This window comes from Acinetobacter sp. 102, from assembly GCF_037028485.1.
In the GTDB taxonomy this organism is placed as follows: domain Bacteria; phylum Pseudomonadota; class Gammaproteobacteria; order Pseudomonadales; family Moraxellaceae; genus Acinetobacter; species Acinetobacter higginsii.
The window spans coordinates 111720-136323 of record NZ_JAZEZK010000010.1 but is presented as its reverse complement, the minus strand read 5'-3'; the positions used below and the strand labels follow the sequence as shown (position 1 = coordinate 136323).

The 24604-nt window shown below is 40.6% G+C and carries 20 protein-coding genes and 2 tRNA genes; 4 read left to right on the top strand and 18 right to left on the bottom strand.

From position 1 onward, the window contains the following. Nucleotides 1-48 precede the first annotated feature (48 nt). Both pdxJ and WA352_RS11915 read left to right on the top strand, forming a co-directional pair. A complete protein-coding gene (pdxJ, locus tag WA352_RS11920; protein WP_005189881.1) occupies nucleotides 49-777 on the top strand; it encodes a pyridoxine 5'-phosphate synthase in 729 nt (242 codons plus the stop codon). 4 nt (nucleotides 778-781) lie between these two features. Further along, nucleotides 782-1438 carry a tRNA-(ms[2]io[6]A)-hydroxylase gene (locus WA352_RS11915; protein ID WP_033133640.1) on the top strand — a complete coding sequence of 219 codons (657 nt, stop codon included), beginning with the start codon at nucleotides 782-784 and terminating at the stop codon, nucleotides 1436-1438. Between the two features lie 111 nt (nucleotides 1439-1549). Here the strand turns inward: WA352_RS11915 and WA352_RS11910 are convergent. From WA352_RS11910 to gloB, 10 genes are all read right to left on the bottom strand, one after another. Continuing rightward, nucleotides 1550-1625: transfer RNA gene (locus WA352_RS11910), tRNA-Asn, on the bottom strand. Between the two features lie 9 nt (nucleotides 1626-1634). Then, nucleotides 1635-1710 (bottom strand) — tRNA-Asn (locus tag WA352_RS11905). Between the two features lie 142 nt (nucleotides 1711-1852). Further along, the gene (locus tag WA352_RS11900; RefSeq protein WP_033133641.1) at nucleotides 1853-3079 is read right to left on the bottom strand and encodes a multifunctional CCA addition/repair protein; all 1227 of its coding nucleotides are present in this window, start codon (nucleotides 3077-3079) and stop codon (nucleotides 1853-1855) included. Nucleotides 3080-3175: 96 nt separating this feature from the next. Further along, the gene (locus tag WA352_RS11895) at nucleotides 3176-5446 is read right to left on the bottom strand and encodes an NADP-dependent malic enzyme (RefSeq protein ID WP_005204811.1); all 2271 of its coding nucleotides are present in this window, start codon (nucleotides 5444-5446) and stop codon (nucleotides 3176-3178) included. 191 nt (nucleotides 5447-5637) lie between these two features. Next, on the bottom strand, nucleotides 5638-8514 hold the full coding sequence (locus WA352_RS11890; protein WP_033133642.1) for a bifunctional diguanylate cyclase/phosphodiesterase: 2877 nt from the start codon (nucleotides 8512-8514) through the stop codon (nucleotides 5638-5640). 122 nt (nucleotides 8515-8636) lie between these two features. Beyond that, nucleotides 8637-9350, bottom strand: coding sequence for a 16S rRNA (uracil(1498)-N(3))-methyltransferase (locus WA352_RS11885; RefSeq protein ID WP_004805905.1), 714 nt, complete (start codon nucleotides 9348-9350; stop codon nucleotides 8637-8639). Between the two features lie 22 nt (nucleotides 9351-9372). Continuing rightward, on the bottom strand, nucleotides 9373-10209 hold the full coding sequence (metF, locus tag WA352_RS11880) for a methylenetetrahydrofolate reductase [NAD(P)H] (protein ID WP_033133643.1): 837 nt from the start codon (nucleotides 10207-10209) through the stop codon (nucleotides 9373-9375). 72 nt (nucleotides 10210-10281) lie between these two features. Next, nucleotides 10282-11664, bottom strand: coding sequence for an adenosylhomocysteinase (gene ahcY / locus WA352_RS11875; RefSeq protein ID WP_005189859.1), 1383 nt, complete (start codon nucleotides 11662-11664; stop codon nucleotides 10282-10284). A 566-nt stretch (nucleotides 11665-12230) separates the two neighbouring features. After that, complete coding sequence (locus tag WA352_RS11870; RefSeq protein WP_004771531.1) at nucleotides 12231-12437, bottom strand: hypothetical protein; 207 nt, start codon at nucleotides 12435-12437, stop codon at nucleotides 12231-12233. Nucleotides 12438-12735: 298 nt separating this feature from the next. Then, nucleotides 12736-13467: a hydroxyacylglutathione hydrolase gene (gloB, locus tag WA352_RS11865; RefSeq protein WP_033133644.1), complete on the bottom strand. Its 732-nt coding sequence runs from the start codon at nucleotides 13465-13467 to the stop codon at nucleotides 12736-12738. 360 nt (nucleotides 13468-13827) lie between these two features. Between gloB and WA352_RS11860 the strand changes: the two genes are divergently transcribed. Together WA352_RS11860 and WA352_RS11855 are read left to right on the top strand one after the other, a co-directional pair. After that, a complete protein-coding gene (locus WA352_RS11860; RefSeq protein ID WP_033133645.1) occupies nucleotides 13828-14814 on the top strand; it encodes a hypothetical protein in 987 nt (328 codons plus the stop codon). After that, nucleotides 14808-15674, top strand: coding sequence for a histone deacetylase (locus WA352_RS11855; protein WP_033133646.1), 867 nt, complete (start codon nucleotides 14808-14810; stop codon nucleotides 15672-15674). The genes WA352_RS11860 and WA352_RS11855 overlap by 7 nt, the downstream gene beginning before the upstream one ends. 53 nt (nucleotides 15675-15727) lie before the next feature. On the opposite strand, the gene WA352_RS11850 is transcribed toward WA352_RS11855, so the two are convergent. The 8 genes from WA352_RS11850 to prmA form a co-directional block, all read right to left on the bottom strand. After that, nucleotides 15728-16423: a methionine ABC transporter permease gene (locus tag WA352_RS11850; RefSeq protein ID WP_033133647.1), complete on the bottom strand. Its 696-nt coding sequence runs from the start codon at nucleotides 16421-16423 to the stop codon at nucleotides 15728-15730. Then, complete coding sequence (locus tag WA352_RS11845) at nucleotides 16420-17448, bottom strand: methionine ABC transporter ATP-binding protein (protein ID WP_033133648.1); 1029 nt, start codon at nucleotides 17446-17448, stop codon at nucleotides 16420-16422. Before WA352_RS11845 ends, WA352_RS11850 begins: the two co-directional genes overlap by 4 nt. A gap of 72 nt (nucleotides 17449-17520) precedes the next feature. After that, complete coding sequence (locus WA352_RS11840) at nucleotides 17521-18396, bottom strand: MetQ/NlpA family ABC transporter substrate-binding protein (RefSeq protein ID WP_033133649.1); 876 nt, start codon at nucleotides 18394-18396, stop codon at nucleotides 17521-17523. A 609-nt stretch (nucleotides 18397-19005) separates the two neighbouring features. Next, on the bottom strand, nucleotides 19006-20292 hold the full coding sequence (gene purD / locus WA352_RS11835; protein WP_033133650.1) for a phosphoribosylamine--glycine ligase: 1287 nt from the start codon (nucleotides 20290-20292) through the stop codon (nucleotides 19006-19008). A 203-nt stretch (nucleotides 20293-20495) separates the two neighbouring features. Next, nucleotides 20496-22070 carry a bifunctional phosphoribosylaminoimidazolecarboxamide formyltransferase/IMP cyclohydrolase gene (gene purH / locus WA352_RS11830; RefSeq protein WP_033133651.1) on the bottom strand — a complete coding sequence of 525 codons (1575 nt, stop codon included), beginning with the start codon at nucleotides 22068-22070 and terminating at the stop codon, nucleotides 20496-20498. An 82-nt stretch (nucleotides 22071-22152) separates the two neighbouring features. Next, nucleotides 22153-22422, bottom strand: coding sequence for a DNA-binding transcriptional regulator Fis (fis, locus tag WA352_RS11825; RefSeq protein ID WP_001086304.1), 270 nt, complete (start codon nucleotides 22420-22422; stop codon nucleotides 22153-22155). 373 nt (nucleotides 22423-22795) lie between these two features. Continuing rightward, nucleotides 22796-23659, bottom strand: coding sequence for a DUF3426 domain-containing protein (locus tag WA352_RS11820; RefSeq protein WP_033133652.1), 864 nt, complete (start codon nucleotides 23657-23659; stop codon nucleotides 22796-22798). 14 nt (nucleotides 23660-23673) lie between these two features. Next, nucleotides 23674-24579, bottom strand: coding sequence for a 50S ribosomal protein L11 methyltransferase (gene prmA / locus WA352_RS11815; protein ID WP_033133653.1), 906 nt, complete (start codon nucleotides 24577-24579; stop codon nucleotides 23674-23676). Between the last annotated feature and the right edge of the window lie 25 nt (nucleotides 24580-24604).

The window sequence follows — 24604 nt, the reverse complement described above, 5'->3', positions numbered from 1 at the left end:
TGATGTATTGAAAATAATGATTCAGGGCTAAACCGATAGGATATTTTTATGGCTGCAATCTTGGGTGTAAACATTGATCATGTTGCGACATTAAGGCAAGCACGTGGTACAACTTACCCTGATCCAGTTCAGGCGGCTTTGGTCTGTGAACAGGCAGGTGCTGAGGGGATTACTTTGCACTTGCGTGAAGATCGCCGCCATATACAAGATGATGATGTACGTCGCATGCGTCCATTGTTAAAAACACGTATGAATCTTGAATTGGCTGTGACTGATGAAATGGTTGCATTTGCCAAAGAGATTCAGCCGCAACATGTGTGCTTTGTACCTGAACGTCGTCAAGAAGTGACAACCGAAGGTGGCTTGGATGTGGTTGGTCATTTTGAAAAAGTCAAAGCGGCGACCCAAGCACTCAAAGCTATTGGCAGTGATGTGTCTTTGTTTATTGATGCAGATTTAGCTCAAATTGATGCTGCTGTCGCATGTGGTGCACCAACCATTGAGATCCATACGGGTGCTTATGCAGATGCGGAAACGGATGAGCAACAACAAGCTGAATTAGCTCGTATTATCAAAGGTGCTGAATATGCAGCGGCAAAAGGTTTGGTTGTGAATGCAGGGCATGGTTTGAATCTGGATAACGTTGCAGCGATTGCAGCAATTCCACAAATTCATGAATTAAACATCGGGCATTCAATTATTGCCGATAGTGTATTTGTTGGTTTGGCTCAAGCAGTAACAGATATGAAAGCAGCGATTCAGGCTGCTGCGAGATAAGTTGATGAGTAGTGTAAATTATGATGAGTTGATGCAACCTGTCATCGCTTTTTTGGGTTGTGCGACTCCTCAGGCGTGGTTGGATGAAGCCATTAATAATCTGGACATCTTAATGCAAGACCATGCTAACTGTGAGAAAAAAGCAGCGAGTACAGCAATGAACTTGATGTTCCGCTATAGTTTCTTTACGGACCTGCAAGTGAAATTGGCGCAATTGGTGCGTGAAGAAATGCTGCATTATGAGCAGGTTTTGGAATTCATGAACAAACGTGGCCAAGAGTGGAAGGGCTTAAGCGCAGGGCGCTATGCAGGTGGGTTACGTAAAGAAATCCGTACTTATGAGCCTGAGGCTCTAATTGATGTGATGATTATTGGTGCATTTGTCGAAGCACGCTCGTGTGAACGTTTCTATGCGCTAGCACCGATTGTGGATGATGAATTGGGGCGTTACTACCGCTACTTGCTTAAGTCTGAATCTCGTCATTTTGAGGACTATCTGGCTTTAGCTTTGGATGTTGCAAAAACAGCGAAGCTTAAAGATCCAGAAGAGACGATCCAGCAACGCATCGAGCATATTCGTGAAGTGGAAAAAAATCTGATTTTAAGCCCAGATGATACATTCCGTTTTCATAGTGGTGTGCCAGCAGAAGTTGCCGCTTAATCTAAATTATAAGTGAAAAGGCCTGTGTTCATCACGGGTCTTTTTTTATTGGGTATTCTTTTAAATAGTATAAAAAAAGCCCCGATCAATGATCAGGGCTTTTTAGAATCTTGGCTCTCCCACCTGGGCTCGAACCAGGGACCTGCGGATTAACAGTCCGTCGCTCTACCGACTGAGCTATGGGAGATTAGTAGATTGGCTCTCCAACCTGGGCTCGAACCAGGGACCTGCGGATTAACAGTCCGTCGCTCTACCGACTGAGCTATTGGAGAATCTGATGCGCATTTTAGGCATGAAAAGCAGATGCGTCAACAACAATAGTAAATAAAATTAATCGTTTGCTTGATTAATAATCTTTTTGGCATATAGATAAGCGAATCTGTACAAAAAAGACTTAATTTACTTAAAAATTAATCAGTTATTGTGCAACTCTTTAAACTTAGCTAGTGCTTCAATGCGATACTGAATCAGCATTTCACCAATTTCTGGACCAGTCACATGTTCAGGTAAATCTTGCGCACGAATATTTCTGACAATTTGCATCGCATCTAACATGTATTGCGCTTGTGGGTACGGGCGTTGCTCTAAGCCTAAACGACCTTTGGCATCACACTCACAGGCCTGAACAAAAGCTTCCACTTTTTCAGGTCGACGCAATACATCTAAGCGTTGTAAAAGACGCCATAAAGTGCCTGGTTTCAGATTCTTGACTTGATGGCACTTCAAATGTTCTTTACACACAATTAAAGCTAAGCTTTTTAAATGGGTGGGTACTCTTAAACGATCACACAGATCCGTTACAGGCTGAAGACCACGTTCTTCATGCATGATATGGCGTGGTAGTTCGTCCACAGGGGTGAGTGCCTTGCCAAGATCATGCACAAGCACAGCAAAACGCACATCAAGCGCATATTTTGCTAAACAGGCTTGTTTAAGCGCCATGAGGGTGTGAATACCACAATCAATCTCAGGATGGTATTCAGGACGTTGTGGTACACCAAATAACGCATCAATCTCTGGAAACAAGATTTTTAAGGCATCACACGCTTTGAGTGTTTGGAAATATACATCAGCATGATCTTCCAGCAATGCACGTGAAGTTTCTTTCCAGACACGTTCAGGCGTTAATGCATCAAGCTCACCAGATTTGGCAATTTCCTGCATTAATTCTAGGGTTTCATCTGCGATTTTAAAGCCATAGCTCGCATAACGAGCAGCAAAACGCGCTACACGAAGTACGCGCAGAGGATCTTCGGTAAATGCATCTGAAACATGGCGTAGAATTTTTTGATCTAAATCGTCCTGCCCACCATAGGGGTCATAGATGGTACCTGCATCATCCATTGCCATTGCGTTAATGGTTAAATCACGACGAATGAGATCTTCTTCTAACTTAACTGTAGTGTCGGTAAAAAATTGAAACCCGTGATAACCCACACCAGATTTACGTTCAGTACGTGCAAGTGCATATTCTTCTTTTGTTATTGGATGTAGAAATACCGGGAAATCTTTTCCCACGGGTTGATAGCCTTCGGCGAGTAATTGCTCGGGCGTTGCTCCAACCACCACATAATCTTTTTCGTGATAGGGATGGCCGAGTAAATGATCTCGGACAGCACCGCCTACTAAATAAACTTGCATGAAAAAACCTCTATTCTTCACACAATCATGCTACAGAATAGAGGTTTTCTCAAGGGTTAAGCGAAGCTTTTCAAGAAAAGCAGGGCTTAAGTGAACTTAGTTTTGACTTTGCTGAATTTCGGCAACCGTTAATGCAGTCATATTCACCAAACGACGCGTCGTTGCTGTAGGTGTCAGAATATGAACAGGTTTTGCAGCACCTAATAAAATAGGACCAATGGTCACATTATTACCTGAAGTTGCTTTTAACAAGTTGAATGAAATATTGGCTGAATCTAAGTTAGGCATAATCAACAAGTTTGCCGAACCTTTGAAGCGTGAGTTCGGGAATGCAAAATGACGAATATTTTCATCCAATGCTGCATCACCATGCATTTCACCTTCAACTTCTAACTCAGGTGCTTGCTCTGAAAGTAGGCGATAGACTTCACGCATTTTTTGAGCGCTTGCATCGGTTTGGTCACTACCGAAGCTTGAATGAGAAAGCAGGGCAACACGTGGTGTAATCCCGAAACGACGAACTTCTTCGGCCGCTAAAATCGTCATTTCAGCAAGTTGAGTCGCAGTTGGATTGGTATTTACATAAGTATCTGCAATAAATAAATTGCGATCTTCAAGCATCAATGCATTCAGCGTAAAGAACGTGCTGCGACCTTCTTTTAAGCCAATGACGTTTTTCACGAAATCTAAATGAATGTCATAGCTTGAGTAGGTACCACATAACATACCATCGGCTTTGCCAAATTTAACCAACATTGCTGCGATGAGTGTTGAGCGGCGACGTGCTTCACGTTGTGCATATTCAACTGTTACGCCTTTGCGTTGCATGATTTGATGGTATTCTTTCCAGAAATCATCATACGAAGGATTCTTTTCCTGATCGACGATCTCAATGTTCACGCCATGCTGTAAGCGTAAACCTAATTTTCGAATATTGTCTTCAATCACGGCAGTACGACCAATTAGAATTGGTTTCGCTAAGCCTTCATCAACAACAATTTGAACAGCACGTAATACACGTTGATCTTCACCTTCAGCATACGCAATACGCTTCGGATCAGTCTTCGCTTGAGAGAAGATTGGTTTCATCAAGAATGCTGAGTTATACACAAACTCAGAAAGACGTTGACGGTATGCAGAGAAATCTTCAATTGGACGAGTCGCAACGCCAGAGTCCATTGCTGCTTTGGCAACAGCTGGTGCGATTTCCAAAATCAAGCGTTGATCGAGTGGACGAGGGATCAAATAGTCGCGGCCAAATGACGCAGATTTTTCACCATAGGTTGCAGCATCCGCTTCAACATGTGCCATGCGTGCAATTGCATGTACACAGGCAATCTTCATTTCTTCATTAATGGTGGTTGCACCAACATCGAGTGCACCACGGAAGATATAAGGGAAGCAAAGTGCGTTGTTCACTTGGTTAGGATAGTCTGAACGACCCGTTGCCATGATTGCATCTGGACGTACTTCGTGCGCATGTTCAGGTAGAATTTCAGGATCTGGGTTTGCAAGTGCAAAAATAATTGGATTTTCAGCCATTTCCTTAACCATTTCTTTGGTTAAGATACCTGCTGCTGAAAGACCCAAGAACATGTCTGCACCAGCCATCACTTCATGCAATTGTGTTGCTTGAATGTCTTGTACATAACGCTTTTTCGATTCATCTAAACCTTCACGTGATGTAGTGAGCAGACCGCGAGAATCGGCAACAACGATATTGGCTTTATTCACACCTAAAGCGCAAAGCAAGTCTAAGCATGAAAGTGCTGCTGCACCGGCACCTGATGCAACGATTTTAATTTCGTCAATTTTTTTATTTACCAGTTGTAAAGCATTCAGCAATGCTGAACCGACAATAATACTGGTCCCATGTTGGTCATCATGGAATACAGGAATTTTCATGCGTTCGCGAAGTTTCTTCTCGATGTAGAAACATTCTGGCGCCTTGATATCTTCTAAGTTGATACCACCAAAAGTCGGCTCTAATGCAGCAACGATATCTACGATCTTGTCTGGATCATTTTCATCAATCTCGATATCAAAGACATCAACACCAGCGAACTTTTTGAACAGAACGCCTTTACCTTCCATTACAGGTTTAGACGCGAGCGGACCAATATTTCCCAAACCAAGCACGGCTGTACCATTACTCACGACGGCAACCAGATTACCGCGCGCTGTATATTTGGCAGCGGCAGAAGGGTCACGTTCGATTTCCAAACATGGCGCAGCAACACCAGGTGAGTAGGCAAGCGCTAAATCTCGTTGGTTAACGAGCTGCTTGCTAGGTGTCACACTGATTTTTCCTGGGGTTGGAAATTCATGGTAATACAAAGCGGCTTGTTTTAAAGATTGATCGTCCATCTGAGTCTCGTTTGTTCCGATAATAATCAGACATATAGCTGTCTAATTACGATATTAAGATAAGTGCACAAGAATATAGCACTAGTTCATGCTTTCGCACAGTCAAAAAAGCTTATTTTCACTGAACTGCATACCTATTGACAGTTGCTATTCCGTGAAAAATAAACAGCAAAAAAGGTTAAAATTCACGTTTAAATGGAATATCTTGCAGTTGACAGCTGCTTTTGTTTTTGCAGATATTCTGTCGCATGGGCGGCAGTAAGCGGTTGTGAAAATAAGTAACCCTGTAATATGTCGCAATTTTGTCGTTTTAAATACCCATACTGCTGCTCGGTTTCAACGCCTTCAGCCACAACTTTTAAGCCAATGGTCTTGCCCATGGCGATCATGGCATTAACGATCGCATCTTGTTTGGCATTACCAATTTTCGAGATAAAAGCTCGATCAATTTTTAAAATGTCAATTGGATATTCGGTGAGGTAAGCAAGAGAGGAGTAGCCTGTACCGAAATCATCCAGTGCGATTGAAATCTGACGTTCTTTAATGGCGTACAACACGGTTTTGACACTGTCAGTGTTTTCAATAAAGGCCGATTCAGTAATTTCGAGTTCGAGATTTTTTCCTGAGATCTCATACGTATTTAACACAGCATCAATATCATGCAGTAGTTGGCCGCGTAAAATTTGCTGTGCCACGATATTGACTGCAATATTGATATTGTTAAAACCAAGCTTTTGCCATGTTTGCAGTTGCTTAGCCGCTTCATGTAAAACTAGCTGTCCAATATCAGAAATCAGACTGGTACTTTCCGCTAAAGGAATGAAAATGCTTGGCATGATTAGACCTTTCGTTGGATGCTTCCAACGGATTAGGGCTTCAAAACCATTAATTTGGTGATTATGTGCATTAATTTTTGGCTGATAGTACACAACCAGCTCGTTATTCTGAATGGCTTTTCTGAGATCAAGTTCTAGATCAGTGTATTTGGCTACAAAATTGGCTCTTTCATTGGAGTAGTAGCGAATGGTGTTACCACCTAAGCGCTTGGCTTCGGTCAATGCCTGTTCTGCATGGGTATTTAAATTATCGACTTGGCGGCCATGTTCTGGATAAATGGCGACACCGATCGAGATACTGACAAAGTATTCTTGCTCTGCCAGATAAAAAGGTTTGCTAAAGGCTTCAACGATGTTGTTACACAATTGGTGAATCGGTGGATGTAGTGGTGAAATTTCATAAATAATCGCAAAGTCATCTGCACTTAAATGGGCGACTAGTAGCGCATCAATATTACTAATACGTAAGCGTTGTGCCACTTGTTTGAGGAGCTCATTACCCGCTTGATTGCTAATGATTTCATTCAAGGCACGGAAGCGGTCGATATTTAAACGGATGACAGCCAGATGCTGAATCGACGCTTCATTGATCAAATATTGATGCAACTGCTGTTGATAATAAAAGCGGTTAGGGAGATCGGTGAGCGTATCGTAATTAGTCAAATAGGATAAGCGTTGTTCTTGATGCTTACGTTCAGTCTGATCTGAAACAATACCGATATAGTTGATGACACGCTCTTGTTCATCTTTCACTGCATTGATATGAATCCACAAAAAACAAGATTTTTCAGAAATATAAGTTTCTTGAAATTCACCCTCATATTCCTGTTCTTCACGCAGTGTATCAAGAATTGATAAATGAAAATTATGATGATGCTGCTTATTTTGTTTGGTAATTTCAAATAACTGTTTACTCACGATTGCTTGTTTATCAAGGCCTGTGAGCTGTTCATATTTAGGATTCACTTCAACATAGTTAAAGTTTTCATCTAAAATGAAAATACCTTCTGAGGCCTGCTCAAATACGCTGGCTGCAAGCTTTAAACGTTCCTGATCTTTCTTTTCCTGATTAATATCACGGTGAATACCGACCATTCGTAAAGGGGTGTCATCTTTTGGATCCCTTAAAATCACCTGACCAACATCATGAATCCAGGTCCATTCACCATTATGGCGTTTAATTCTGAAGGTTTCTTCATAACGCTTGGTTTGGCCACATAAATGATTATATAAGGTGTTTTTTACCCGCTCGATATCATCTGGATGGATGATTTTATGCAGGAGGGTGTAATGGTTTTCAGAATTGCGCGTGACTGCTTGACTATGTGCATTGGTGACTCCAACGGTATGGCTTTCAAGATTCCAGTCCCAAGGGCGAATGCCTGCGGTTTCATGGGCAAAACTTAAGTTCTGACGATGTTCTTCTAAGCTTTCATTCATTTGCGTCAAGTCGAATGTACGCTCACGCACTTTTTGTTCCAATAGGTGATTATTGAATTGCAGTTGCGCTTCAATATCTTTGGATTTATTCACTTCACGCTGTAATTGCTGACACAATTCTTCAGTCCATTGGTTGTGCTGCTCAGCGACATCAATCAGTTGTTTATTTTTATCTAAAACTAAGGCCAAGCGTTTATGAATTTTATAGGTGACTTGCGCGCAGAGTACGGTTGCGAAAAATGAAGAGTAATATGCAAGGTAGAATAGGGTGTGATCATGATCTCGATGTAAAATTTGAGATGCGATTAAAGGTGCAATACTTGGAATAAAAAATAAGAAGAAATAGCGAATATGTTGGGTTAAAAAGGTCAGTGCAATGATATGAGATGCAGTGAGTAGTAACGCAGTTAGGGTCAAAATATGTGACCCAATCAAATGAGGAATATCGACAGCCAAGTAATGATTAATGACAATTGTATTGACTCCGATCAGTAAACCAGTAAAAAAACAGATCACTTGAAAAATGATGTTGGTCTGGTTGCTATAACGAACTGAAGAGTAGCGTTTGAGTAAAAAATGACAGATACAGGTAAAGCTAAATAAAAGGATGAGGGTAATGCTCATCCAAGTCGTGAAAATATTTGATTCAAATGAATAAAAAATACCAAATAGGGCGTAATCTAAAAGACAAATGCAGAAGACACTTAATACAAATAAGCGTACATGATTTGGATAATCGATTTGATCTGTGTAGATAAACTGTGGCAAATTTTTTTCCTGAGCCCCTAACATACAAAGAATAATCCTTTTCATTTTTTATCTATATTCACAGTCTTTGTTTTTTTGTAAACACAGCAACGTTTTATTTTAAATTAACGCTAAACATAGCAGAAAGCAATGTCACGACATTACTTCTATGCAAAGTGATAATTTAAAATAGATAAAGCAACTACTGGGGCTGTTTCAGTTCTTAGAACACGGTCTCCGATACACCAATTTTTAAATTGATGTTGATTGGCAGTATTAATTTCTGCTTCACTCAGGCCACCTTCTGGACCTATCAGTAGGGCAATGTCTGGTAGGCTGTTAAGTAGGACATTCGTTTGGTCTTTGTTTGGAGCCAGCACAAAGCGTGATGACGGTAACTCCGAGTTTAGCCACTCAGTTAAGCTGATGGGTGGCAAAACTTGAGGAACTCGATTCATGCCACATTGCTCACAGGCGGCGATTGCCACAGATTGCCAATGGTCTAATTTTTTCTGGTCACGATCGTATTTTAAACGCATTTCACAGCGTTCACTGGTCAAGAGTTGAATCGTTGTAACACCAAGTTCAGTGGCTTTTTGAATCGCATAATCCATGCGATCACCTTTACTCATCACTTGACCTAAAACAACGTTGAAAGGTGCTGTACGATCGGCTGGATCAAATTGATCAACAGAAACCAAGGCATTTTTCTTATTGATTTGAGTCAGTGTTACGATATATTCGCCACCTTTTCCATTGAAAAAGATGGCTTGTTCTTGTTCTTTTGCACGTAGCACACGTACCCAGTGATGAAATACCGATTCGGTTAATTCAACGGTGTTGCCAGTATTTAATTCGGTTTCGATATAAAAACGATTCATGCTTGGGTTGTGCTCGTACAAATTAGTTTAAACCAAGATCGACAACCAGTTGTCGAGTCGGTTCAGTTTGGTTCATTGAATAAAAATGCAGCGTTGGTGCGCCACCTGCGATCAGACGTTCACAAAGTTTCACAATCACTTCGTGACCGAATGCTTTGATACTTGCACTGTCATCGCCATAAGCTGCGAGTTGTTTGCGGATCCAACGTGGAATTTCTGCACCTGTTCCGTCAGCAAAGCGGATCAGGTTGCTTGCATTGGTAATTGGCATGATACCTGGTGCAACTGGAATATTCACGCCAGCTTTAGTAATACGTTCAATAAAATAGAAATACGCATCTGGATTGAAGAAAAATTGAGTAATACCTGCATTCGCGCCTGCATTTACTTTTTCAACAAAACGTTGAATATCACTATCAAAGGTATCAGCTTGTGGATGCATTTCAGGATAGGCAGCCACTTCAATGTGGAAATGATCGCCTGAATGCTCGCGGATAAAGCGAACTAAGTCTTGGGCATAAGGGAGTTCGCCCAAACCGACCTGACCTGATGGTAAGTCACCACGTAAAGCGACAATACGATCAATCCCTTGAGATTTATATAAATCTAAGAGCTCAGCAATACGTGCTTTGTCATCACCAATACAAGAAAGGTGAGGCGCAACTGGTGTACCTTTGCCGTTAAAGTCACTAATCGCAGCTAGAGTACGTTCGCGTGTAGAGCCACCTGCACCATAGGTAATCGAGAAAAACTCTGGGTTTAATCGTTGTAATTCTTGATGAACAGTTTTTAATTTTTCCGCGCCCGCATCAGTTTTTGGTGGGAAAAATTCAAAAGAAATAGGAACACGTTTTGTCATTTCAAATCCTTTTTAAAATCGCTTGGAATTTTAGAAAAAAGGGCAGTCCGTAAAACGTCTGCCCTGATTTTCTTAGTATTTATAAGCGTCAGATTTGAACGGACCTTCTACAGGAACGCCAAGGTAATCTGCTTGTACTTGCGTTAATTGTGTTAACACACCACCAAAGCCAAGGACCATTGCAGCGGCAACTTCTTCATCTAATTTTTTAGGAAGAACTTCTACGCGAATCGCTGCTTGTTTTTGCTCAGCAGGTAAGTCAGCAAATTTTTCAGCAAATAAATGCATTTGACCTAACACTTGGTTAGCGAAAGAACCGTCCATCACACGTGATGGGTGGCCTGTTGCATTACCAAGATTCACTAAACGACCTTCAGAAAGAAGGATGAGGTAGTTGTTTTCGTCTTCTGAACGATACACTTGGTGTACTTGTGGCTTCACTTCAACCCACTTGTAACCACGTAAGTATGCAGTGTCGATCTCTGTATCAAAGTGACCGATGTTACACACTACAGCACCCGCTTTTAAGCTATCTAACATTGCAGAATCACATACATGGTAGTTACCAGTTGTCGTGACAACAAGATCAGTATTGCCTAATAAGTCTTGGTTAATATCTTCTTTTTTGCCAGTTTGTACGCCATTTTTATATGGAGATACGACTTCGTATCCATCCATACATGCTTGCATTGCACAGATTGGATCAACTTCAGTTACACGAACGATCATGCCTTCTTGACGTAAAGATTGCGCAGAACCTTTACCAACATCGCCATAACCAATGACTAGTGCACGACGGCCAGAAAGTAACATGTCAGTTGCACGTTTGATGGCATCATTTAATGAATGGCGGCAACCGTATTTGTTGTCATTCTTCGATTTAGTGATCGAATCGTTCACGTTGATCGCTGGTACTTTAAGCGAACCGTCTTTCCACATTTCCAACAGACGTTGTACACCTGTTGTTGTTTCTTCAGTAATACCGTGGATACGTTCTAAAAGCGCAGGGTATTTGTCATGAACAAGAGCAGTTAAGTCACCGCCATCGTCCAAGATCATGTTGGCATCCCAAGGCTGACCGTTGACATTGATTTGCTGTTCTAAGCACCACACATATTCTTCTTCAGTTTCGCCTTTCCACGCGAATACAGGAACACCGCTTGCAGCAATTGCAGCTGCAGCATGGTCTTGAGTAGAGAAGATATTGCAAGAAGTCCAACGCACCTCTGCACCGAGTTCAACTAAAGTTTCGATTAAAACAGCGGTTTGGATTGTCATATGGATACAACCCAAGATTTTTGCGCCAGCAAGTGGTTTAGCTGCTGAATAACGTTTACGTAAACCGATCAAAGCTGGCATTTCTGCTTCAGCAAGTTTGATCTCTTTACGACCATAGTCAGCAAGGGAAATATCAGCAACTTTATAATCTGTAAATGAAGCATTCACCGCGTTCATCAGGATCTCCTAGAAAAAATAGTATGGATCATTCTGTTCGCGGATGCCGTTGTTGGTTAAAACGAGTGTCTAACCGATCGTCGAGCCTGGCAAATTGATCTTTAGTGCCGATCAATTGTCGCAGCATCCCTCGACTGGGCATAATGATACTTGGAAATTGCGTTTGTTCCAAGAGGGGCTGCTGAAGTTTCATCCATACATTGCGTTATTGGTTAAAACGACATAAACAAGGCATGAAACGCTGGCAATGGCGGACCCCTTGTCAAGTTTCATAACACAGTTTAGGGAAGTTTTAGCCAATAACCCTTTGGGACAGGGATATTTTTTGCCGCTACCACGTTACGTTTCGCTTACTTAGAATACTAAGTTACGCAAAACCCGCCTTGTGTCGTCTAAAAAATATCCTCTGGCGCAAGTATCTGTGAAACATCAGCAGACCCTAGGATTTTGTTTGAAATGGTTAGAAAATGAAGGATTAAATGAGAGATACGTCTTAATTATTTTTATGAGCATCAATCAAGGATTCCAAATCCCTTTGAAACCCTGATATCTAGGGAAATTTGCCATTAGGCTTTTAAATGATCTTCAAACTCTTCACCCAGTTGCATTGCTAAAGCATTGCCAGATAAATCGCCTGTGACTAAACCATATTCTTTTTTGAAGCTAAATGTGAAACCGCGGTTATCTGTCAGATTTTTAACCGAATATCCTAATTTTTCTAACCAAATACGGAAAGCCAATACGTTTTTTGCTTTAACAACTCTGTTTTTCATGACAGATCTCCTTGTGAACATGTATTTATTAATAAGGGTCAGTTAAATTTTTTTAAAGGGGGATTGCATAGATTTATTTTTCCACATGTAAGTAATGTAAATTTAGCGTAATTTTTATAGATAGAATCTTATCTGTGTTTTTGTTAGTTTGTTGAATTTACTATAAAAAATATTTTTTATAAATGTGGTGAAAATCAAGTTTTAGGGAAAATATTCTTGAAGCAAATGTAAAAAATGATTTCATTTTCTACTTTGCTGTGAAAGTAGAAAATGAATCAGTCGAAGCGATGGGATTTAATCAAAATTGATCTTTCAGACTACGAATTCGGGCAAACTCTTCTGCACTTTCAGTCCGCAGGAAGGGATTGGTTTCAAGCTCTAATTCGATCGTACTTGGAAGGGTAATTTGATCTGCTTCTCTTAGTGCTTTGACTTGTTGCATGCGCTCTTGCAGCGCGACATTATTTGGTTCAACAGTTAAAGCGAATTCAGCATTGGCAAGTGTGTATTCATGGGTGCAGTATACTTTGGTCTGAATAGGTAACGCAGCCAACCGATTCAATGAGTGATACATTTGCTCCGCTGTACCTTCAAATAGACGACCACAGCCCATTGCAAATAAGGTGTCACCGCTAAACAGCGTTTCAATTTTTTCAATAAAATAAGTAATATGGCCAAGGGTATGACCAGGCGTCGCAATAATTTCAACTTTGAGGTCATTAAAATGAAAATGATCGTCATTTTGCAAAGGGCTGGAGATGAGTGAAATTTTACTCAACTCATCACGCGGACCGTAGACCATTATATTCTGATCGGCGAGTAAACCCTCAACACCGCCAGTGTGATCACGGTGCCAGTGCGTCAGCCAGATTTGTTTAAGTTGTAGACCATGCTGCTCACAGAAATCAGTAACTAAACCAGCTTCAGTGGGGTCAATGGCAACGACTTCTTGTGTATCTGTATCTTCCAATAACCAAATATAGTTTTTTAAGGCATTTTTTACGTCAATTGCATGAATCTTATAATGCATAGCCGAATCCTAAAGCTTTGTTTCGTGAGGTTATTACGGTTTGGGTACTCATATAAGTGCCTATTTGTAGTGTAAGTGCAAATGCAGTTCAGTGCAAAATTCCTACTGATTTATAGGGCTGAATAATGACTTTATCGGGCAGATTTTGACAGCCACTTTCAATAGATATCTTAATCGTTGACAAGTGTTATTTTTTCAATAAAGATGTGATAAAAGTTTTATAAGTTAATGATTTATCTTTAGTCGTATAAAAATATTGAAGTAAAGTTAAATAATTTCAATGATTAAATTTAAAAAGAGAAATACAGATCTTTTGCGATGAGTGAAAAGTGATAAATCTGAAGAACAAGAGGGGGCGTTATGTCTGAGCTGATCGATCATGAAGTGGTCGTTATCTTTAAAAAGTATTTATATCCGCTCTCTGCCAAACTTACAGAAATGCTGAATGAGCATTTTAGTCATCAGACTGAACGTCGGGGTTGCGGTTATACGCAGGCGACGCGTGTTATTGCAGAGTTTGTTTCTCAAGTTCGGGATCCAATCGGGTTTCAGGATTTGCGTATTTTTGAAGAATACGAGACCAAAGCTTTGCGTAATATTCTTAATCAAAGCTCATCTTATGGTTTAGAGTTAGAAACATGGCGTAATTTGGATACCAATTTAAACGTCCAGCAATGCTTGCAGCGTATAAATCCACAAGAAAGTTTTGCACAGAGCTTACAGCAGGAAGTTGAGTTTCAAGCCAAGTTAAGAACCATTCATCAATATGCAGAACTTGAAGAAAGTCAGCTGATTTGTCAGCTTCTTAGCGATATTATTCTGCCGCAAAAAGCACAGCAGATTGGCATGATTGAGTGTCAGGCTTTAGAGGAAAAGCCTAAGGTCGGCTCTTGTCCAATGGCAGAAAAATTCTTCTTGCGTATTGCACACCACCGTTTATTAAGGCAGGGCGAAATCAATATTTTTGTGGATGAGCATGATCAACCCATCATGATGGAAAAGTTAAATATGGGGGATAACCACTCTTGCATCAGCTTAGTTCCCTTAATGATGAATGGTGTTCGTTTACCTGCCGGAAGTCTGTTTTCAACACATTATGAAATCGAGCAACTCGAGAAGCATAAAAATAAGCAATATAAAGGCTATGTGATCCCGATTGCCGAGATGAATGGTTTTTGGTTTTTACGTTTAACAACTTTGGCTGTGTCACCTGAAAATCGTGCTCGGGCATTTGGATATCACTTTAAACAACAGGTCGACAATGGATTATTTAGACCTGATACAACCGAATTGAGTCAGCTGATGGAAATTGCGCGTGATCAGATTTACGTAGGACATCCATGCTAAAAGCCTGTTACTCTCCACGCTATTTTGCACGAACGCATACCAATAGTATGGAAAAACTCACTGCTGTTGCGGATGTATTACGTGCTCAACAGATGGCTGAACTGATCGATCCTGGCAGTATTGATGTTGAGCTGTTAAAGAAATTGCATAATCCACAGTATGTGGAGGCGTTTTTATCGGGACAGTCAGCATTTGCCACCATACAAGGATTTAAGCCGTGGAATGAACAACTGAGAGATGCAATTTTATCGGTTCAGGCTGGACAGTTAGTTGGAGCTGAAATTGCTTTGAATGAGGGGATTGCAGCAAATATTGCTCAAGGTTTTCATCATGCCAGTTATGAATCTGGTGCAGCCTATTGTACCTTTAATGGCTTAGCGCTGGTTGCTAAGCAATATCCTGAAAAACGAATCTTTGTTTTGGATTGTGATCAACATGGTGGAGATGGCACAGCTATTTTCACCAATCGTATGACCAATCTGATTAATTTTGGAATTTTTGGCATTCGTTTTGGCTGTAAGGCTAGTGAGCGCAGTTTGACCCGTTATATTCACCCCAAACAAGGTAATTTCGATTTATATCGTGAAGCGATCTTTGAGGCATTCCAATATGCTTCGCGTTGGGATACAGATTTAATTATTTATCAAGCAGGCATGGACTGCCATCAACATGATAAATACGGCTCTAAATGGTTTAGCACTGAGTTATTATTTGAACGTGACAGAATTGTCTTTGAGATGGCCAAGAAAATGAAGATTCCAATACTGTTCGTTTTGGCTGGAGGATATCAAGCATTGGATGATTTAGTGCCATTGCATGTCAATACTTTTAAAGCGGCGAATGAAATCTATTTTCCTTAAGTAAAAATACAAGACATAAAAAAACGCTCAGCTGAGCGTTTTTTCTATTTTTTCTATCGCAGTTTTGCTAACCAATCACCGAGCATTTGTACCATCTGAACCAACAGTAATAACACGATGACCGTTAAAATCACCACACTGGTGTCGAAACGTTGGTAACCATAAGAAATTGCCAAGTCACCAATACCACCAGCACCAACAGCACCTGCCATTGCAGTTGCACCGATGAGCGAGATCGTACCCGTAGTTAAATTCAGAATCAGAGAGCTACGTGCTTCAGGGATAATAAATTTAAAGATAATTTGCCAAGGTGAAGCACCCATTGCTTGAGCGGATTCGACAATGCCTTCATTCACTTCAAGTAACGAAGTTTCAATTAAACGACCTAAGTATGGGCCCACATAAATAGTCAAAGGCACAATCGCTGCCCATGTTCCAATTGAAGTGCCAACCAGCATTTTGGTCAGTGGAATAACGGCAATCAGCAGAATAATGAAGGGAAGGGAACGCAGTGCATTCACAATCGGATTGAGGAAATAATAAATCGCGCGATTTTGTAAAATACCACCTGTGCGGGTAACCACTAAGGTAATGCCTTGGATAAGTCCCCAAATACAGCCAAACAGCAGAGAAAAGAACACCATTTGAAAGGTTTCTTGCAGGGCGGTAACAAACTGGTCAATTGAAAGTGAACTATGCCAAAATGGTGCTGTGATTTGAGTCAGCCATTGTACAATTAAATCTCTCATTGGCTAACCACTCCAGACTGTTCAACTTTCACACCTTGAAGCTCAAGGAACTTTACCGTTTCTTGGATCATAAGCGGGTCGCCTAGCAGTTGGATAAACATTTGGCCAATCACCGTGCCATTAATTTCGGTCATGTTGGCAAATAGGATATTCAAACTGATATCAAACTGCTTAATCGCTGCCTGAATCACAGTTTCTTGTGCTGATGTACCTAAGAACTGCAAGCTATAGATGCTATTGTGATGCTTATGCTCAAGATTATTCAGAATATTGATCGGCAACTGTTGTTGCAATACCGTTTGAATAAAGGTTTTGGTGGTTGGATGCTGTGGCTGACTGAAAATATCCAGTGTCGGGCCAGTTTCAATCACATGACCTGACTCCATGACCGCCACATAATCACATACTGATTCGATGACATCCATTTCATGGGTGACCATCACAATAGTAATGTTCTGTTCTTTATTAATCTTTTTTAATAGTGCTAAAACAGATTTTGTGGTCTGTGGATCAAGGGCAGAAGTTGCTTCATCGCAGAGTAAAATCTTGGGATGATTTGCCAGCGCACGTGCGATACCAACACGTTGTTTTTGCCCCCCTGAAAGCTCATCAGGGTAGGCATCTTTTTTATGTTTAAGATCGATAAACTCAAGTAGTTCAGCCAGACGTTTTTCACGTTCAGCTTTGCTATGCCCAAGTAATTTAAGTGGCATTTCAATATTTTCAGACACGGTTTTAGTCTGAAGGAGATTGAAGTGCTGAAAGATCATGCCAATATTTGCACGTTCTTGACGAAGTGTTCGCGCGTCCATAGCAGTAAAGTCTTTTTGATTGATAATGACTTGCCCCTGCGTCGGGCGTTCAAGCAAATTAATCAAACGGATCAGCGTACTTTTACCTGCACCACTATAGCCGATAATGCCAAAGATACTACCGTCCGGGATCTCTAAATTGATCTGGTCCAGTGCATTGATCGTTTGACCTTTCAACTGATAGTGTTTCGAAATGTTTTTAAATTGGATCATGTTCGTCAGTACTATGGCAGAAAAGAAAAAACAGGCAAAATCACTTTGCCTGTTTTATTTGAGAGCATTATATTACGAATTTGCTTCTGTGAGGTAGCTTGTTGGTTTGTTCACGTCAACTTTCGTACCAGCAAAGTGTTCTTGAACATATTGCTTCACTGCTTCAGTATGATAAAGCGCGCCAACTTTTTGTAACACAGGATCATCTTTACGAGATTCTGCAGTTGCTAATACGTTTACGTTTAATTTAGTGCTTTGGTCCACTGGTTCATAGAAGATTGCGTCTTTAAGTACGTTTAAACCGCCTTCCATCGCAAGCGTGTTACCCAATAAAATTGCATCAACTTCGTCTTTAACACGAACTGCTGTTGCCATTTGAATTGGTTTGATCACGATTTTTTTGCTGTTTTCAATAATATCAGCAGGCGTGCCTTTGACTGGATCGAAGTCAGCTTTTAACTTGATCAAGCCAGCACTTTGTAAAAGTAATAATGCACGTGATTCGTTTGCACCATCATTTGGAATCGCAATGGTTGCACCTTCAGCAAACTCTTCAACCTTTTTCACTTTACTTGAGTAAATACCCATTGGCTCTAAATAAGTGGTTGAAACAGGTGCAATCTTGTCTTTATTTGCAGCATTGAATGCGACAAGGTAAGCGTAAGATTGGAATGCATTCAAATCAACTTCTTTATTTGCGGCTGCAGTGTTCATTGCAACGTAGTCTGTGAAGTTCTTGATTTCGAGTTTAAGTCCAGCGGCTTTAGTTTCTGGTAATGTTGCGATATAACGCCAAATATCAGCGTCTGAACCTGTAGAAGCGATTACAACGGTTTGTAATGCAGCAGCATCACCTTTTTGTTCGGTAGATGCGGTATCTGGTTGTTTACTGCATGCCGCAAGTAATAACACAGATACACTTAAAAAAAGACTAATCAGCTTTTTCATGTATAAATCCTAATCGGAAAAATGGCGAGAAAATCATCATTTCTCTAGCATTAATGATTGCAATAGGTTTGTATGTTGTAAATTGACATCGCACTCAAAACAATCCCTGAATTATTCTTAAAGTTTGAACAAGTGTGATAGATCTACAACATCCGAAAAGTAGATGAATATTCATGTTCCGATTCAGTATATACAGATAGGAACCAACTGTTCATCTCATTTTCAAATCAAATTTGGATTTAGCTGCAATTTGTTTTGTTAGGTTCAATATTCTAGACATTTAAAAATAATGAAAAAGAATATACAGTTAACATAAAAACAACATCTAAAATTTCGGCAATCATAGCAACAATTTATGGGCGGTTATAGTGGAACAGCTTGTACTTTGAAGCTTAATAACCTACTTGCTAGAAGATAATTATGGTCTAAGTAAATATAAATAAATGATAGTTTTATGAATTTTTCCAAAAATATAGAGAGAGGAATCAATTGAATAATAAATATATATTTTTCTGAATTTTATATTTAAATAATGAATATAGAATTCATATTTATGCGGTTTATGGAATAAAAAAGCCTTCCGAAGAAGGCTTTTTTGCTCAACAAAGCTTATTCAGCTTTTTCTCGTGCAATGGCACGGTAACCGATGTCACTACGGTATTGCATCCCCGTAAATGTGACTTGACCACAAACTTCTAAGGCATTGATTTGCGCTTCTAGCACAGTATCACCCAGTGCAGTCACACAAAGTACGCGACCACCAGCAGTAATGACATGACCATCTGTGCTCATTGCCGTACCTGCATGGAAAATCTTGGTGTCTTCTGGAGATTGACCAAGACCTGAAATCACATCGCCTTTGCGAACCGTTTCAGGATAACCGCCAGCGGCCAGCACGATACCAATCGATTTACGTTCATCCCATTCAGCTTCGCTTGGTAAATTACCTGCAATACCTGCTTCCACTAAATCAACCAAAGATGATTTTAAACGCATCATGATTGGTTGGGTTTCAGGGTCACCAAAACGACAGTTGAATTCGATTACACGCGGTTGACCTTGTTCATCAATCATTAAGCCAGCGTATAAGAAACCTGTATAAACATGACCATCTGCAGCCATACCATCAACCGTAGGGCGCATCACTTCTTTCATGACACGTTCAAAGACTTCTGCCGTTACCACTGGTGCAGGAGAGTAAGCTCCCATACCACCTGTATTTGGTCCTTCATCGCCTTCAAAAATACGTTTGTGATCTTGTGAGGTGGCCATTGGCAAGATGTTGTTGCCATCGATCATACAAATAAAGCTAGCTTCTTCACCCGCAAGGAACTGCTCAATCACTACACGTGAGCCTGCATCACCAAATTTGTTGCCTGCAAGCATATCGTCAATCGCAGCAAAGGCTTCTTCGTTGGTCATTGCTACGATCACGCCTTTACCTGCAGCTAGACCATCTGCTTTAATTACGATTGGTGCACCGTGTTGTTCAACATAGGCTTTAGCCGCAGCAACTTCAGTAAATACATCATAAAAAGCCGTCGGAATGTTATGACGCTTTAAGAAGTGCTTGGCAAATGCTTTAGAGCCTTCAAGCTGTGCAGCATACTGGGTTGGTCCCCAGATTTTTAAGCCTGCTTCACGTGCTGCATCCACCACACCATTCACTAATGGTGCTTCTGGACCCACAATGACCAAAGCAACATCATTTGCCTTGGCAAATTCAATAATCGCTGGATTGTCTAAAATATCGAGCTCAACATTTTTACATTTGTCTTCAGTTGCTGTCCCTGCATTACCCGGTGCAACGAACACTTGAGTGACTTTTGCATCTTGTGCGATTTTCCATGCAAGTGCATGTTCACGGCCACCGCTACCCAAAACTAAAATATTCATTATTAAGTTATTTCCCTTTTTCAGTATCTAAGAATATACCTGTTCAGAATAAAAAAGTCCCTCTTAACCTCTCCCTTGCGGAACTACAATCGTTCCTCATCTCCTAAGAGGACAGGGAACCCATATTGATATTGGTGTAGTCTCCCTCCTTTTAGGAGGGAGATTTAGAGGGAGGTAAATAAGACGGAATTTTTAAAGTAGTATTAGTGACGGAAGTGACGCATGCCTGTGAACACCATGGCAATACCAGCTTCATCCGCTGCTGCAATGGTTTCTTCGTCGCGCATTGAACCGCCTGGTTGGATAATACATTTAATACCAGCCTTAGCCGCATTATCAATACCATCACGGAAAGGGAAGAAGGCATCGGATGCCATCACAGCTCCTTCAACCACTAAACCAGCATGCTCCGCTTTAATCGCTGCAATACGTGCTGAGTTGACGCGGCTCATTTGACCAGCACCTACACCAATCGTTTGACGGTTTTTGGCATAAACGATTGCATTTGATTTCACATATTTCGCAACTTTCCAAGCAAAGATCAAATCATCAATTTCTTGCTCAGTTGGTGCACGCTTGGTCACAACTTTAAGATCATCTTTAGTGATCATGCCTAGGTCTTGGTCTTGAACCAATAAGCCGCCATTCACGCGCTTATAGTCAAGCTGTGCTGCACGAGCGTCAATTGCTGGAAGCTCACCACATACCAACACACGTACATTTTTTTTCGCACCGGTGATTTCAAGTACACCATCCGCAATGCTTGGTGCAATAATCACTTCAACAAATTGACGATCTACAATCGCTTGTGCAGTCGTAGTGTCCAATTCACGGTTGAATGCAATGATGCCACCGAAAGCAGATTCAGGATCGGTTGCATAAGCAAGATCATAAGCTGCTTTAATGCCGTCCAATGAAACAGCAACGCCACAAGGGTTTGCATGTTTAACGATGACACAAGCGGGCTTCGCAAATGATTTCACACATTCAAGCGCTGCATCGGTGTCTGCAATATTGTTGTAAGAAAGTTCTTTGCCTTGTAATTGTTTCGCAGTAGAAACAGATGCTTCTTGAGCAGTCGCTTCAACATAGAAAGCTGCGTTTTGGTGTGGATTTTCACCATAACGTAAATCTTGTGCTTTATTCAGTTGGGTATTGAAGGTACGTGGGAACAGATCCGCTTCGCCTTCAGTTTTGCCAACGCGTGCGCCTAAATAAGATGCGATCATGCCATCGTATTGTGCAGTGTGCTCAAATGCTTTTACCGCTAAGTCGAAACGAGTTTCGTAAGAAAGCGCACCATTTGCTTTTAATTCAGCAACGACTGTGTCGTAGTCAGCTGCATTCACGATAATGCCTACTGAAGCATGGTTCTTTGCAGCGGCACGAACCATCGTTGGACCACCGATGTCGATATTCTCGATTGCATCTGCAAGTGAACAGTTCGGTTTTGCTACTGTTGCTGCAAATGGATACAGGTTTACAATCACTAGATCAATCGGATCGATGTTGTGTTCTTGCATCACTGCTTCGTCCAGACCACGACGCGCTAAGATGCCTCCATGAATTTTTGGATGTAATGTTTTTACACGACCATCCATCATTTCAGGAAAACCTGTATGTTCAGAAACCTCTACTACGGCGATATTGTTGTCTTTAAGCAACTTATATGTACCGCCCGTAGATAAAATTTCTACCCCTAGAGCTACAAGATTTTGAGCGAATTCAACGATTCCGGTTTTATCAGATACAGAGATTAAAGCACGTTTGATAGTCATGATTTTAGTCAACAGTTTGAAGTCTACAGATTAAAAATAAAAGGCAAAAAAAATGCCCACGAGAACGTGAGCATTTTATCAATTATTCACTCATTAAACCGTGAGCTTTTAACTTTTTGCGTAAAGTTCCGCGGTTAAGGCCTAAAATCTCAGCGGCACGTGTTTGATTACCGCGAGTATATTCTAAGACCACAGATAAAAGAGGTTTCTCCATTTCTGCTAAAACCATGTCATAAACTTGAGATGGTTGCTCACCTTGCAATTGTGCAAAATAATGACGAACTGCGCGATCTACATGGATGCGAAGAGCGACATCAGATTGAGCCGTAAAAATAGGAGATTTGCTATTCATGCGTGTTAATCCGAAATATCAAAATATCACTTGGGTAAAGTGATATAAATGTGGTCTAAATTACTGAGCCCCGTTTTAGATCCTAAAACAGTGACTCTAAAACAAAAGGACTATTAGCTTGCCACAAATCCTCGAGTTGTGTAAAAAATAAGCGTAACAATAGTTAAATATTTGTTACCGCCTACTTTTAAAAACAAAAAAACCAACAATGCGCTTATTGGGTAAAAGCACAGTTCGTTTAACGATTTTATTGTCTATAAATTACGAGGAGTAAGTAGGTCAAGCATTCGTGGCGCGTATCATACCACTGTCAGCGAAAAAGTGAGCAAATTAACTGCACTTTTTTTTGTTTTTTTGTCACTTTTTTGAGCTTTTAGGGCTGTACAAATTCTAAACTATAGTCATTGAAGCTATTTTTACTTTTTGGAAGGGTAAATTCGAAGCGAAAAGGGCTGTTGGTTGGAATGCGTTGAATCGTTTTCAAACTGTCAACTAAATAATCTTGTGGTTTGAGCATTACGTTAAAAACGGCTTCGTCGTTTTGTTTGAGCACGACTTTAATAGGAGGCAGTGCCACGCTGTTCTCATTATGATTTAGAAGTACACCTGAAAAAACAGTAGCATCTTTTTCTCCACGTTTAATTTTTACTTTTTCAAAACTAAGATATTTATATTGTTCATCACTGGTTTTGCACGAGAAAATGCCGCAAGCATAATTAAACATCTGATTCAAGGCTGGGCTTTCATGCATCAGTTTTGGGTTGAACCATAAAATCTGAAAAGCAAATACTAAAATTAAAGCAATATTACCGAGCCCCCAAAGCGTGTAATACAGCCAACCATGTTGTTTATCATTATTATTCTCATGGTCAATTTGTAAAGTATCTTCAGACAGATTTAAATTAGGTAGGGCAGTAACAGGTTCGGTATTGAAATAATTGAGGTTGTTGAGATAGGTCAATAAATCAATATTTGAGTTTTCAATTTTCTGATCAAAGATGCTCAAAATCTGCATTTGTTTTTCTGCAAACGAGCTGTCAGGTTGAATTGAAGAAAAAAGTGAGCGATTGACAGGTGTCGGAATCGCTTCACTATCTGTTTCTAATAAGTTGGTTAATGCATTAAAGTTAATGACACATTTCGGACAACAAACCATACCCTGTGCAACACTGAGTTGTGAAAGGGTCACTTTGTACACAGTTGAACATTTAGGGCAGCGGGTTTGTTTTTCACTCATAAGTAACAATGTTCTCAAATTGTTGTTTTACGTTTTCCCGAAATGCGACACCAGTTTTCTTCACGCTTTTCGATCTCTAATATATCAAAAAACTGTGAGTAAACACTAGAAACATCAGCAACTTGCTCTTCGATTACACCAGCAAGTGCGAACTCGCCCTCATTTTTTATTAAAGTTGAGAATTCAGGCGCAAGTGCCATTAATGGTGCCGCTAAAATATTGGCGACAAGGACATCTGCTTGTTGTGATTTAAATTCTTGATCAAACTCTTCGGGTAATCCTACAGAAAGACGATCCAGTACACCATTTAATTCTGCATTTTGTTTTGTCGCAAGTACCGCTTGTGGGTCAATATCAGTCGCATAAACTTTTTTAGCGCCGAGTAATAAAGCCGCAACACCTAAGATGCCTGAGCCACAACCATAGTCGATCACAACTTTGTCTTTAACATCAGTTTTACCTAGCCATTGTAAGCATAAGAAGGTACTTGCATGGTTTCCAGTACCGAAGGCAAGGCCTGGATCTAGCTTAATATTGGTTGCATCAGCTTCAGGTGGTTCTAACCATTCTGGTACGATCCAGTATTTTTCACCAATTTGAATCGGTTCATAATAATCCATCCAAGCACGTTCCCACACTTGGTTTTCCAAGTATTCATGGCGCATTGGTACATCTGGAAGTTGTGCTTTTAAGAAGGCTTCTAAAGTATCGACATCAATTGGATCATCTTCTTCTTGTTGATAAATCCCCGTGACGATGACTTTATTCCAAAGTGGCGTTTCACCTGGCAATGGCTCAAGTAAGGCTTGGTCTTCAGCATCATCTAAAGTTACGCTCACCGCGCCTAATGACAGGAGTAATGTTTCGGTCAGTTCGACTTGGTTTTGATCAACAGTAATATGAATTTGTAGCCAGTTCACAGGAAAACCTAAATAAATGTATTTG